Origin of the sequence: Bacteroides sp. GM023, from assembly GCF_014750685.1 — a bacterium.
In the GTDB taxonomy this organism is placed as follows: Bacteria; Bacteroidota; Bacteroidia; order Bacteroidales; family Bacteroidaceae; genus Bacteroides.
Window position 1 is genome coordinate 53,284 of the sequence record NZ_JAAXGE010000002.1, and the last position, 13,409, is coordinate 66,692.

At 40.0% G+C, this 13,409-nt stretch carries 11 protein-coding genes; 3 read left to right on the top strand and 8 right to left on the bottom strand.

What is annotated here, in order from left to right; translation table 11 throughout:
• Positions 1-18: 18 nt before the first annotated feature.
• Genes HC965_RS03140 through HC965_RS03150 form a run of 3 tightly spaced genes read left to right on the top strand, consistent with a single transcriptional unit; the run spans position 19 to position 3,784 of the window.
• Positions 19-1,632, top strand: a complete 1,614-nt coding sequence (locus HC965_RS03140; RefSeq protein WP_191030081.1) for a RagB/SusD family nutrient uptake outer membrane protein — start codon at positions 19-21, stop codon at positions 1,630-1,632.
• Positions 1,633-1,656: 24 nt separating this feature from the next.
• Positions 1,657-2,598: a hypothetical protein gene (locus HC965_RS03145; protein WP_191030082.1), complete on the top strand. Its 942-nt coding sequence runs from the start codon at positions 1,657-1,659 to the stop codon at positions 2,596-2,598.
• A 37-nt stretch (positions 2,599-2,635) separates the two neighbouring features.
• Positions 2,636-3,784, top strand: a complete 1,149-nt coding sequence (locus HC965_RS03150) for a TlpA disulfide reductase family protein (RefSeq protein ID WP_191030083.1) — start codon at positions 2,636-2,638, stop codon at positions 3,782-3,784.
• A 180-nt stretch (positions 3,785-3,964) separates the two neighbouring features.
• Here HC965_RS03150 and HC965_RS03155 read toward each other — a convergent pair whose 3' ends face one another.
• From HC965_RS03155 to HC965_RS03190, 8 genes are all read right to left on the bottom strand, one after another.
• The gene (locus tag HC965_RS03155; RefSeq protein WP_191030084.1) at positions 3,965-4,822 is read right to left on the bottom strand and encodes an SGNH/GDSL hydrolase family protein; all 858 of its coding nucleotides are present in this window, start codon (positions 4,820-4,822) and stop codon (positions 3,965-3,967) included.
• 287 nt (positions 4,823-5,109) lie between these two features.
• Positions 5,110-6,030, bottom strand: coding sequence for a HEPN domain-containing protein (locus tag HC965_RS03160; RefSeq protein ID WP_191030085.1), 921 nt, complete (start codon positions 6,028-6,030; stop codon positions 5,110-5,112).
• Between the two features lie 113 nt (positions 6,031-6,143).
• Entirely contained in the window at positions 6,144-7,466 is a 1,323-nt protein-coding gene (locus HC965_RS03165; protein ID WP_191030086.1) for an HlyD family secretion protein, read from the bottom strand.
• A 3-nt stretch (positions 7,467-7,469) separates the two neighbouring features.
• The gene (locus HC965_RS03170; protein ID WP_191030087.1) at positions 7,470-9,698 is read right to left on the bottom strand and encodes a peptidase domain-containing ABC transporter; all 2,229 of its coding nucleotides are present in this window, start codon (positions 9,696-9,698) and stop codon (positions 7,470-7,472) included.
• A 27-nt stretch (positions 9,699-9,725) separates the two neighbouring features.
• Positions 9,726-10,961: a glycosyltransferase gene (locus tag HC965_RS03175; RefSeq protein WP_191030088.1), complete on the bottom strand. Its 1,236-nt coding sequence runs from the start codon at positions 10,959-10,961 to the stop codon at positions 9,726-9,728.
• On the bottom strand, positions 10,958-11,587 hold the full coding sequence (locus HC965_RS03180; RefSeq protein ID WP_191030089.1) for a lanthionine synthetase LanC family protein: 630 nt from the start codon (positions 11,585-11,587) through the stop codon (positions 10,958-10,960). Before HC965_RS03180 ends, HC965_RS03175 begins: the two co-directional genes overlap by 4 nt.
• A gap of 93 nt (positions 11,588-11,680) precedes the next feature.
• The gene (locus HC965_RS03185; RefSeq protein WP_191030090.1) at positions 11,681-12,832 is read right to left on the bottom strand and encodes a thioredoxin family protein; all 1,152 of its coding nucleotides are present in this window, start codon (positions 12,830-12,832) and stop codon (positions 11,681-11,683) included.
• Between the two features lie 62 nt (positions 12,833-12,894).
• Complete coding sequence (locus tag HC965_RS03190; RefSeq protein WP_191030091.1) at positions 12,895-13,176, bottom strand: TIGR04149 family rSAM-modified RiPP; 282 nt, start codon at positions 13,174-13,176, stop codon at positions 12,895-12,897.
• Positions 13,177-13,409: the final 233 nt, after the last annotated feature.

Below are 13,409 nucleotides of genomic sequence, written 5' to 3' on the forward strand. Positions count from 1 at the left end.
ATCAAATAGCTAGAAATCATGAATAAGAAAATTATACATATAGCGTCTTTTACGGCTATCCTGTCGCTCTTTTCATGCAGCGACTATCTGAAAGAGGACTCGGCGGACTTGCTGATACCCGAATCTGTAACCGATTTCGTTCCGCTGCTTTTGGGAGAAGGTTATCCCGACCGGTTCGGCTCACAAATATCTTTTGTCAACCTGATGACGGACGATGTGGAGATGGGACCTCTCTACTATACCACGGAGCAGAAAAACGACAAGTATTGCACCACCTGGCGGGAAGGGATAGATGCCAAGGCGGGATATGGTGAAGCTGCTTTCGTGTGGCAGAGTGATTATTCGGAGAATATCAAAGACGGATTCTGGAGCGGACGGTATAGCAATATCCTGGGATGCAACACTATCATCAATGCGTTGCCGGAAATGACTTATGCCGAAACGGAAGAAGGTATCTACCGGGCTTTGGCGGCACAGGCGTATGCACTGCGTGCTTATCATTATTTCTGCCTGATAAATACATATGCCCTTCCTTACTCGACAGCCAACCTGGATAAACCGGGCGTTGTGATAAAGACCAGCCCGGAAATACAAATTGCTCCGCAACCGAGGGCTACTATCAGAGAGGTGTATGCATTAATCAATGATGATATAAAGAAGGCACAGGAGTATATGGCAGGAGCTGTATTCCAATGCGAAAAATATACCGGCAGAAAACCGGAAATTACTTCTGCGGCCATCTATTTCCTGGCAGCACGAATCGCCTTGTTCCAGCAGGACTGGGACGGAGTTATCGCGGCGGCCGAGAAGTTCCTGGCGAAAAATTCTTCTATCCACAATCTGAATAGCGAAGACGCAACTATGTTCGGGTACGTTTCATCTTTCGAAAAGACTAGTTTCTGTGCCAACAACCAGCAACTGGATGAGGTGGTCTTCGGATTCGGACGGAATGACGGTGGTTATGATTATCTTGCGCCGAACAGTCCTGTGCTCATGTACTACGAATATGGCTTTCATACTTCATGGACGGGAGAGAGTTCTTTAATCGGGCTATATGATGAGGACGATTTGAGACTTCAGGCTTATTTCCAGAGAAGGTATAACAAATCCGGTACCACACGTAACCCGACTTATTATACGGGACAATATCACCCTCATAAATACGACCAGAGAGCGGGTACAAACTATTCCAGCCAAGCCTGGAGAACTCCCGAGCTTTATCTGAACCTGGCGGAAGCATATGCACAGAAAGCAAGCGGAGTCAGCAGTGATGCCATTGAATTGCTCAACCAACTGCGGATAAAGAAATACAAATCGGGTAGCCCGGATGCCGAAAAGCAAGTTTCGGACTTCGCTACAAAGGATGATTTGATTAAATTCATCTGGCAGGAGCGTCGCAGGGAGTTGTGTTTTGAGGAAATTATGCGTTTTTGGGATATGCGCCGCCAAGGTATGCCGTCTGTGGAGCATCAGCTTTTCAGCTCGCCCAAAGAGTATTCGGTATATCGTCTGAAAGCGGGAAGTCCGAACTATGTGCTTCCTATTCCCGAAGATGAGACTAGTTATAATAATGCTATTGAGAACAACCAGCGGGAAGTTATCGCTTCTTCTTCCCAGGGAACACTTGAATAATACAACCATTAAAAAAGTACTATTATGATAAAGAATATACTATATGCATGGTGCATCGTCATGGCGGTAGCCATAACCGCTTGTTCTGAGGATTCGCTGACTTCCATTGATGAGCTGAACAGTACGATTTATGACCCGGAAAGTACGGGGAATGAAGCGATTGATAGCCAGATTAATGCTTTTTACAAGAAATATGGCAGTAAAATATTGTATGATTTCCAGTCCAGTGACCTGTATTTCGGATGGAGCAGCAGCGATGTGAAGTGGTATGTCCCCGTGAAACAGGAAGGAAGCGAAACATATATCAAACGGATGGTTTCTTTTTTGGAAGATGATGCGTTAAATGAATATCCGCCTGCATTTGCAAAGAAGTTTCTTCCATACAGGATTTTTTTGGTGGACTCTGTATGTGACAACAAGGAATATCTGAAAAGTAAACTGGTGAAAGTGCTGGAGTTGAAAACACATGGTATCGTTATCTCCCAGGTAAGTAAAGACATGGACGCTTTGACTGAGAGTGACTGGCAGGCTATGAAATCTTCCATTAACACGGCATTACTAAATTCAATTTATACCGCCGTAGGTGTGGAGCCGACTGATTTTAATGCTTCCAGTGAAGTCACTTTCATGATAGACCTTCTTGAAGACCCGCTGGGAGAGTTTACGGATTTGGAATATTCATGTTATTCGGCGACAGTTATCAATGCCAATCCTATCTATGTTGAGGATATACTGTACTACATCATGAAGCCCAGCAACAACGAGGACTTCGGCCATTATGTATCTTTCATTATGAAAACGCCCAAGACCAAAATAGACAGAGTATTCGAACGTTTCCCGAAAGTAAAGAACCGGGCTACACTGGCTTATAAGTTTATGTTGGAAAGAGCTGAAACCGATTTGGTAGAATTTCAGAGGAATACTTGTCCGGATGACCCGCTTCCTGTTGATTATTTCTCCAGATAACGAATAGATATCCATGATAAACTAAATAAATATGTATATGAAAAGCTGGATTATAAGTACTATAATCGCCATCTGTCTGACAACGGGAATGGGATTTGCCCAGGTTCCCTATCAAATCGAAGGAAAATGGGCTGCCGGAATAGGGAAAAAGGTCTATTTGAGTAACTTCCCTGCGGATACTCCCGAAGCGGTAACGATTGATTCGACCATCGTAGCCCCGGACGGAAGTTACAAGCTGTCGGGGAAATTGGACAAGATGCAACTCTTGTCTATCACGCATGAGGGTAGCAAAGGCTACCGGGCGCTGATGGGTGACGGAAAACCTGCAAAGATACTCATAAGGGATGTTGAATACTCTTATAAGGCACCAGCAGCCGCTTATGAAATAATAGGGGATTCAATAGAGCATAAGGCTTCTGAAGCCATCCTGGCATATTGGGGACATGATTTTATACGCAAGATGAGCGAAGGTATGTTTGTCACCGGTATAGAGAAAAGTGCCAAAGAAAACGACCTGTCGAAGAAAGCTGAATGTGAGGAGAAGCTAAAGGCTGTTCTACAGGAAAGGGAGAACGAGAAAAAAGATTTTCTAAGGCAATATGGGAATTGTCTCGCCGCGCCTTACTTCATTGTTATGAATCTGCTGAAAGGTATTCCCGTGGATGAGACGGAAGCATTCTACAACGGTATGGGAGAAAGGGCGAAAAAGACACCGAAGGGAATCGAGCTAAAAGAAAGTATTGCAAAGATGAAGGCTTTGGCACCGGGAGCGAAAGCACCGGATTTCACATTGCCGACTGTGACAGGAGAGGAATTTTCGCTTGAAAGCCTGCAAGGTCATATCGTCATTCTCGATTTTTGGGCTTCCTGGTGTGCGCCTTGCATTGCAGAAATGCCTACCGTTAAGGAGATTTATGCGAAATACAAAGATAAAGGGTTAAAGGTAGTAGGTATCTCTATGGATAACTCGAAAGCGGCATGGATGAAATCCATTGATAAGATACAGATACCGTGGCTTCATGTTTCATCTCTCAAAGGTATGAAAAGATGTCCGGTTGCAGAACTTTATCAGGTATATGCCATTCCTAAATTATATATCATAGACAAGGAAGGAAAAATCGTAAATAAGGACTTACGTGGAGAGGATTTAAAGAAAAAGGTGGACGAGCTTTTCGCTCGTCAGTAGAAACGCTCAATCATCATAGAATTCCCCAATCCCCAAATATAAAAATTACATGATTGAGAAAGCCCTGTTATCGTGAGATAACGGGGCTTATTGCATTCAGTTCGAGTATGCCATAGACTATGGATACACACAGTCTGAATATCACGACTTAGTATCTCATAAAGTCTTGTCCGGTTTCTTTTAGAACCCCACCGGTAATGTGAATAACTGATACATCAATGTACGCGCCATGCGTACCTGTCCTTTCGTATTGGGATGCAAACGGTCATACCCCGCATCATAAAAGTAAACCAGTTGTTCCTCCACCATCGGATTCAGTCCTGTCATCGCATTAAAGTCTATCACAGGCACTCCCCATACATTCCCGGCTTCCTTAACTGCCTGTACATAAGCATCCACATATTCACCACAACTATTCTGATAGTTTTCATCCGGCTGCACATTTGTTTCTCCAAAATCTGCCAATGAACGATGCAACGGAGTTAAAAGAACAATTTGCTTATCCGGGAAAAGCTGTTTCAACCGTTGCATCCCGATATTGATACGTCCCTTATACGTATTTCCATCCATTACAAAGGTACGCTTCTTACGTGTCTCCATCTTTTTAGTCTCGCCACGAGCCGCCATCACCTGTTCTTCCGTTTCCGTAAACCATTCTCCAATAGGGACACCGGCATTAAAATCATTTGTGCCCATGAAAACAATGATTGCATCCACTTCCGCGCCATGTTCTTTCTTCAACTGTTCCGCCTGACGAGGGACATCATTCCACTGCCTTCCGCTTATGCCATATACATAAGGAGTGATTCCCAGCCACTCTTGTAGGAAATCCCAGTATTTCTTTATCTTATCGCCATAGCAATTTGGATCTGTTATAGAATCGCCTATATATCCTACTCTTTTCCCCTGCCACGGATGCTGGATGCTCCCGTTATTGTTTTCACGGGGATTTACGACTTTAGAAGATTGATTCTGTCCGAGTACAAAACAGGAGCAGAAAAACAGGGCTGTACAGGTGAGTAATAGTTTGCTTTTCATTGGTATTTTTATATTAAATGTGAACTACTTGCAGTTAGTATCTGACAAAATTAGTTCAAAATTAGATAGTTCCAACGAATTTAGCAAAACTTTTGTTTATCACATTTAGGGATGGATTATTTAATTTAGTAGAGCTTGTGTATAGGAGTTATAAGAAAAGGATTCCGAAACAAAAGCCGAAGCCCAATGGCAAGAGGCCGTAGAACGGATGGAAGAAATATAGTGTTGCGAAGACTACTCCCGCAGCATTCCGCAATCATATGTTAGATACGAGAGGTTTAGCAGGGTTACTTCCTTTCTCCTTTCTCTTCCTTCTCTATCATCTTATCGTAATACGCTATGCGTGCGGCACACTCCCGAATAGTCACCTCACGCAGCACTTCTGTACGTGCCAGCATATATTTGTATTGCTCTTTGCTAACAGTAAACAGCCGATTGTATCGTGCCTCGATATACGCACGGCATAATTTATCAAACGATTCTTTGTTCTCAGGAGTGTTTATTGGAAATACATTCGCAAATCCTCGTGAACGGCTTTTCGCCATTGCCCCCAATACGTCCAATTTATGAGATTTAGGGCGAGTACCACCAGAAACAAGCAAATACGCTTTGTAGTAGCGTTCGCAGGCTTGATGTAATTCAAACGAACCATATTTAAAATCATCGTTTTTATAGGCAGTCTTCCCGGTATCTAAGAAACATTCTCCCATGTGGAAGCATCCAACATATTCTTCCTCCGCATATTGCTTAATTTCTCGATACGGCAGCTTCTCCGGTTTACCAATCTGAAACGTACCGTCATCATAAAGCAAAATACCATCTTTCATGATTTCATAAAAGAAATAATGCTTTCTCCTCATAGCCCGGTTAATGGTCACCGTGCTTTCTACAATAATTTGCGGTGGTGTAGGGTGGTGTCTCCCTTCCATTCGTTTATCATACTTAGGAATAATAACGTCACGCGCATGATTCTCCGCTTTAATCGCATCGCTCGTATCACATATCACCAGAATATCCAAATCACTCTGGTAATAAGTAAGCACTCCGTGTTCGTCGTATGATTCATCCCAGATGACGTGTTCTCCCCGGGCATAACTCCCGTAAAGGACAATCATACGCACATTAGCAAGATGCGCCAATATCAATTCTTGTAGCATCGCCAGTTCTTCCTGCGTGCGTTTAGGCAAACGCTTTATTGATCTTTTCATATTGTCAGTCTATCCGGGATTTCTTTGTCTTATCCGCAAAGATAGCTTAAATCAGTCTATTAATGATTGCAGTGCAGAGCTTTTTTTCGTCTGCTATTTCCATTTTCCATAATTCATTGCACCTCTTCATTTCTCAATCCTTCTGTTATTACTTTCCTTATCGGCATCAAAAACCTTTCCAGTAAAGACATATCCTCAGTAATAATATCCGCCTGCCCTTCCATCTCAGGCAAGAATGGTAATTCTTTATTGTAACTGGTTCGCAACCCGTTCGGAAGTTCAATGTCTACCATATAACTTTTAGCATTCTGTCCGTCCACTATCGGTATTAAAGAAATATTCTCCACTATCCCTTTCACAAGACCGAATTCTTTATCCGGATAATTACTAAACCGTATATTCACTTTCTGACCTTTTCTCACCTTGCCCGACCTTTCCGTTGGTAACATCGCCTTTCCGATAATCTCTCCCTGATTAGTGGGTACAATATTAAAAACGATATTTCCCGCTGTCACATTCTGATTGTTTGTCCAATACTGCGTCAAAGTAATCTCTCCATCTATCGGAGTAATCAATGCATAACTTATTTCCCAGGCATCTATTTCCGCCCTTAATTGATTAACAAGTGAGCGCAGTTGAGTTTCCAACGCATTCTTTTGATCCAAATATTGGTATTCCGTATCATACAAGGATTCATTCATTTGCGCCAGTTGAATCTGTAGATTCTCCAAAGAGCGATCCATGTTTTCTACCGAAAGGGATGATTGCAGATATCTGCTGTAAGATTCTTCAACTGCTTCTTTAGAGATAAGCCCTTTGACTCCCAGCAGCGAATCTCTGGCATATTGTTGATGCGCAATCTTCGCCTGAACTTCCGACAAATCTTTCTGTTTCAGCATATTCCTATAATAAACTTCATTCCTCACAATCCGTTCTTTTACCAAATCTATCTTTTTTAAATGATACGCTAACTCCTTAAACTGCTTGTATTCAGACATCGACAGGTAAAAAGACGAATAAAGAGACTGCAAACTGCCAAGCTGAAGTTGTTGAGAGGGAACTAAAGCGATAGTATCCAGACTATTTTCCGTCTGTCGTAACAATTCCTTGAGACGGAGTATATCATTAGTCTTAGCCGGATTTTCTATCACTGCAAGCAAAGTATTCGCTTCCACTTGCTGATTATTCTCCACATACAACTCCTGTAACTTCCCCGAAGTTTTCGCCATTACTGCGGATACAGGTGTAGTCCCGGTCAGGGTTACTGTGGAACTGATAACATCCGGATATTTGAACACGGCACTGCCGATTAGCAACATAAGAACGACACAGGCTGTCACCGTGATTCCCCAACGGATAATCCATGCGGGAACAGCACTCAATACCTCATTGAATTCCTCGCTTCTTAACTCTATTTCCTGCTTCTTGTCTTCCATACGCTATACTCCCAGTTCCAACTGATTTTTCACCAATGTGTAGTAAGCTCCTTTCTTTGCCGTAAGTTCCTTATGGGTTCCTGCCTCAATCACTTTTCCAGCTTCCATCACGACAATATTATCCGCGTTCTGAACTGTACTGAGACGATGCGCTACTACCACCACCGTTTTGCCTTTATAAAACTGTGTCAAATTGTCCAGAATAATCTTTTCATTGTTGGCATCCAAAGCATTAGTGGCTTCGTCAAAAAATAGGAACATCGGGTTCTTATAGATGGCGCGGGCTATTAATAGCCGTTGCTTCTGTCCTTGACTCACGCCATTTCCTTCCATACCGATCTTACTGTTGTACTTCTGCGGAAGAGATTCGATAAATTCTTTGATATTAGCCATCTCTACAGCGTTCGACAACTTCTTCATGTCTACCGATTCTTCACTGATAGTAATGTTTTTCGCAATAGAGTCTGAAAAAAGAAAACCTTCCTGCATCACGGCTCCGGTATTTTGTCTCCACAAATGCGGATTGATATCTTTAAGCGGGTAATTGCCTATCTTTATATCGCCTTTCACCGGATTATAAAATCCTAGCAAAAGTTTGATTACAGTCGTTTTGCCACTACCACTGGCACCTACAATAGCAGTTACTTTGTCATGCGGAATGGTGAGATTCAAATTTTCCAGTACATAATCTCTTTCTGCACCGTCATAACTGAAACATACATTCTCCATTGTAATATCCCGATTCTCCGGCAACGTATTTATTTTATCATTTACCGAACCTATTTCTTCTTCCTTGTTATTAATTTCATTGAGCCGTTCAAGACTTATTTTGGCATCTTGCAATGATTGGCTGAAACTTATTACCTGACTGATGGGACTGGATAATTGCCCGATAATATAACTGATAGACATCATCATACCCAAGGTGATATCCCCATCTATTACAGCCTTTGCCGATAAGAAAGAAATGAGAAGCGAGGTCGTTTGGCTAAAGAAAATAGAACCCACTTGTTGAGTCTGTCCCAACGCAGTTCCCTGGATGCTTATCTTAAACAGTTTCACTTGTATGGATTCCCATTTCCAGCGCTGTTGTTTCTCACAGTTGTTTAGTTTGATTTCCTGCATACCTGTGATGAGTTGTACCATGTTGCTTTGATTGGCTGAAGCCTGCGCGAAGCGGGCATTGTCCAATTTGCGGCGGTAACGCATAAAAGACAGAATCCACAGTACATACAACGTATTCCCTACTAAAAAGACTATTAATATAGTCAGATTATAATACGCCATGATACCGGCGAAGATAAAGAAGTTGAAAAAGGAGAAAAGAGTGGATAATGTCGTTCCAGTCATAAACGATTGAATACGCCCGTGGTCACCAATCCGTTGCATAATATCCCCTATGTTTTTGGCATCAAAAAAGCGGATGGGCAATCTCATCAATTTGGCAATAAAGTCAGAAATTAGAGTAATGCTTATTCGAGTATTCATATGCAAACTAATCCAACTCTGAATAAAACCGACTCCCATTTGAGTGACCGATAACACGAGTTGTGATACCAATATCAGCGTGATAAAGTTCAGATTATTGTTTCCAATGCCCTGATCAACCATAGCTTGTGTCAGAAAAGGAAGAATAAGCGAAAAAACACTGCCAAGCAGCATTCCAATCACCAATTGAAACAATTGCGACTTGTATGGGAACAAGTAGCGCAGATAGAAAGAAAGATTTCTCTTTTGTTGCTCCTCGTCGTCTATTCGTTCGTAAAAGTCGGGCGTAGGAGTTACCAATAGAGCAAAACCTGCTTCCTTTCCTTCATCTCTGGTACTAATCCAACATTTCTCAAATCCGGCTTTACTAATAGGATACTTTCCTTTGGCAGGATCGGATATGCTGAATGTGTAGTCTTCCGCGATTTTAGAAAAAACTTTTCCTTTCTTTTTAATGTCATACAATACCACGAAATGATTCTGATTCCAATGAAGAATACAAGGCAAAGGGACATCTTCAATCAGCTGCTGAAGGCTGATACGTACTCCTTGCGTCCTCATGCCGATACTCTCGGCAGCATCGCTGATGCCTAACATAGAGACCCCTTGCCGGGTGATAAAACTTCTTTCCCTCAAGTTTTGCAGAGAATAACAACGACCGTAGTATTTAGCAATCATGCGTAGGCATGAAGGACCGCAGTCCATCGAATCAAGTTGCTGGTAATGAGGAAAAGATTTAATCATTGATCCAATAATTTATCAAGAACATATTTAATCCATTGAAGACAACAAGTCCTCATATCCCTTTAGCATTTGCTTTACACTATAACGATTATGGTATATTTCCTGTGCATTCCTGCCCAAATTTATCCTTAACTCCTCTGAGGACAATAGCTTTTCAATGGCTTTCGCCAAATTATAAGAAAATTCTTCCGAATCATCTCTTTTGCCAATCTGAGCTATTAATGCATTCACACCATCTTGAAACATATTTCGCACGCCAAATCCATCAGATGCAACAATAGGAAGCCCATGCATCATCATTTCGATTCCAACATACGGGCATTGTTCATAATAAGAAGGAATTACGCCAATATCAGCAATAGAATACCACTTTTTCAGTTCCTCTTTATTTATTAATCCAAGATATGACACATATGTAGCAAAACTTGAAGAAATATTTATTAGATTTTCAATTCTGTTGCTATTGTCAGAACCGATAATAACCAATCGAACATTTGGACTATTTCTCAATACAATATGAAATGCGTTCAATAGTGCCTGCATCCCCTTTTGCATCGTTGGTCTTCCCACATAAAGAATAATTTTCTCATTATCAGGTATAAACAATTCTTCTTTCAATATTTCCTTATTACAACTCTGCATATCATCTCCACCTTTTTCAAATCCATTCGGTATTAAACGAATTTTCTTTGGATCAACTAAATAGACAGTTTGCAATAGATTATAAGTATCCTGAGATAAGCACACCACAAAATCCACCAATTCATACATCTTTACTTCTTTAGCATAATAATTCAAAACATATTTAGCTTCTTTCTCCTCCACCTCTTTCTTTTCAACGATTTGCTTGTATTTATCTACATCCCCCATACATTTTGAGGTCCACCCTAAATCATGAATAGTAAAAATGACTTTAGACAATGGGTAGTCTCTTTTCAATATTGCCAATAACTTTTCGCAAGGCGAATGATTGACAAAGAAAATATTATCAACAGAATCTTGAATATATAGCCTGAAAAACTTAATAATGATCTCCCCGTTACCAACAAAGTTACCGAACGGAAAAGGAGGAAACAGCATTCTTTCCATCTTGCCATCTTCTCCTGTCTGAATGGTAAATTCCGTCACATTTGCATTAAAAGTCAATATACAAATATCCACATCAAGCTGTTCCATACAATAATGAAACTCCTTTAGAAAAGAGCCTATGCCATTTTTCTGTGAACTAACGTATTCATCAAACACATAAACCTGTTTTCTCATAACAATAATTGTTTTAACAATAGCCCGGATAATCCATCCTTTACACCTAGTTGTAAGTCACTAAGTAACTCCTGTTCCTCTATTGAAGAGCAGATAAATTGCAATATATTTAATTGGTAATCCGGAATCAATCCTTTTTCATACCAATCAATGTATGTGACACTTAGTTGAGTTAAAGATGGTGAGTTATTATTGGCAAGCAAAGATTTTACCATATCATACAAATCTGAAAAATACATTTCATCAAAAGGTAATTGGCTATTTGCCGCATTGCTACCACCGATATGTATCAAAACGTAATGCAATAATCCTTCCAAGCCACTGTCTAAAGATAAATCAATTATTCTGCGAGGATCAAATGCCATAATTCTTTTATCTATTTCCTCACATATTTCTATGCCTTGCCCCTCAACAAAGCGATTTTGGATCAAATATTCTATTCCCCAACCTATTCCGGAAAGACCGGACATAAATCCAATGTCCAACCCTTTATGAACATGCTCTAAAACATCATCTAATAACTCACACATATAATCGTAATATATCTCATTATGAGTGAGTTCATATAGATGTGCGAAGGCTATAACAATACCAGTTTTACCATTCAGCAATCCTATATCTGGCATAAATTTCGACTTTAGCATTAAAATATACTGAAGTCTATTCGAATAAGGTATAATATTGTTCATCATTTCACTCCTCTTCAATAAATCTGCAAACTATTCAGCCAAATTTAAATTCTCTATTTTCAATTTATCTTCATCTTTTCGTATTTCCAGCCTATCGGCTTTTTTCTTTCCCGGATAAATCAGATATGAGTACGGTATAGAAAAGACTTTATATCTATCTCTTATTTCATTAATTTTTCCGTCCACGGTCAATGTTCGCCATGAGATTTCTTGTTTTTTTACAAGTTGATTCCATTCAGACAACCGGTCCGGTTCGTCTAGGGTCACATAAACAATGTCCATCACCTCTTTTTTCTTTTCATAAAGCTCTTTCAATAGAGGAATAAGCTTATGACAAGGAGCACACCACGAGGCGGAAAACACAAGTAATGTATACTTATTTTCATTGACGACTATTGTTTCTTTTTGTTTCGTCAAACAATTAGTTAGTTCTGTATCAGGAAATTTATCCATAAGGAGCTTTATGTATTCATCCAATTTCCTACCATAATGACTTTGTTTTTGTTCTTCTACAAACATATTTCTGAGGGAAAGTAGCTGTTCTAAAGAAAATGTATTACGCTCGCCATAAAGTAAAAGCATACTACTATGTGAGCTAGGGGCTTGAGAAATCATTCGGCAGAAGATGTCATAAAACTGATTTGAAGGCGCACCTTTATATTTTGCATAATGATTGTTTGTATTCACAATTGCTCGTTGAAGTTCTAAAGAGGGATTTTTAAGGTCAAACTTTGGAGTTATGACAATTTGGTCTGTGCCATATGTACCATAGTAAATACTATTTCTTATGGTATCTTGACGTACAAATTGTGCATACACAGATAGCGTATCTGTTTTTTCAAAAAACGAAAGTTCACTCCAAAAGGATGTTGTGTCTCTTTCCGTAATAATTCTGAAACTCGGACGTATATATTTTATTTCTGGTGTATTCTTTCGATTTGCAAAGAAACGAATGTATCTAGACTCTTCAAAAACCGTGTCAGGAATATGAAAAAGCCAACTATTTGTACTAGTCTGGCACTTACCCAAGTAATAGATTTTATCAAAGTACTCGGATACTGTCGAGCATTTCAAAGTATCATAAGGTATTAATCCTTCCAAAGTTACTTTTAATACTCGTTCTTGTCCATGTGCCACTAGGCTAACGCAGGACAAACAGATTGTTAATAAAATTATTTTCATATATTTGATTTTGTTTGGAGTCTTACAATTATAATGCAAGACTCCGTCGAGTTCTTTATACTTTATCCGACAAATACACAGCCAGCATACTTGAGTTCAGGTATAATCTTCCATTCACATTTACCCGCCACTGGCTCATCGTTAATAAGTTCTATCATTGGGCCAAAGCACGCGCTCGGCTCAGTGTGGTCTGAGCAACTTATAGCACTTCCAGAGCCACCACCATTAGCACCAGTTCCACCACCACTAAAAGGATCATCATAATAACCTCCCACCACATTTTTCATCTCAGAATCACTCATCTCACGAAAATCTTTAAGATTCAGTTTACTAAGTTTTTTCATATTATCAATATTTTAAATGATGTCGCAGATTCATTTTACTTGCCCTACAACTTTAGCAAGAATTATTTAGGATCGATCTCTAAATCAGTAAAAAATGCAAGTTTCTCTATCTGTTAGAAAAATATTTCAGGTAATTCATATCCATTGAAAAAAACTGTCGATGTTGCATATAGCCTTATTTACTCTTTCCAATCTATACTACAACAGAATAACGACATATCATTAACATCAAT

Bases quoted from the DNA above. Each gene is read 5' to 3' on its own strand.
- HC965_RS03140 (WP_191030081.1), top strand. From the start codon at position 19: ATGAATAAGAAAATTATACATATAGCGTCTTTTACGGCTATCCTGTCG.
- HC965_RS03145 (WP_191030082.1), top strand. From the start codon at position 1,657: ATGATAAAGAATATACTATATGCATGGTGCATCGTCATGGCGGTAGCC.
- HC965_RS03150 (WP_191030083.1), top strand. From the start codon at position 2,636: ATGAAAAGCTGGATTATAAGTACTATAATCGCCATCTGTCTGACAACG.
- HC965_RS03155 (WP_191030084.1), bottom strand. From the start codon at position 4,822: ATGAAAAGCAAACTATTACTCACCTGTACAGCCCTGTTTTTCTGCTCC.
- HC965_RS03160 (WP_191030085.1), bottom strand. From the start codon at position 6,030: ATGAAAAGATCAATAAAGCGTTTGCCTAAACGCACGCAGGAAGAACTG.
- HC965_RS03165 (WP_191030086.1), bottom strand. From the start codon at position 7,466: ATGGAAGACAAGAAGCAGGAAATAGAGTTAAGAAGCGAGGAATTCAAT.
- HC965_RS03170 (WP_191030087.1), bottom strand. From the start codon at position 9,698: ATGATTAAATCTTTTCCTCATTACCAGCAACTTGATTCGATGGACTGC.
- HC965_RS03175 (WP_191030088.1), bottom strand. From the start codon at position 10,961: ATGAGAAAACAGGTTTATGTGTTTGATGAATACGTTAGTTCACAGAAA.
- HC965_RS03180 (WP_191030089.1), bottom strand. From the start codon at position 11,587: ATGCCAGATATAGGATTGCTGAATGGTAAAACTGGTATTGTTATAGCC.
- HC965_RS03185 (WP_191030090.1), bottom strand. From the start codon at position 12,832: ATGAAAATAATTTTATTAACAATCTGTTTGTCCTGCGTTAGCCTAGTG.
- HC965_RS03190 (WP_191030091.1), bottom strand. From the start codon at position 13,176: ATGAAAAAACTTAGTAAACTGAATCTTAAAGATTTTCGTGAGATGAGT.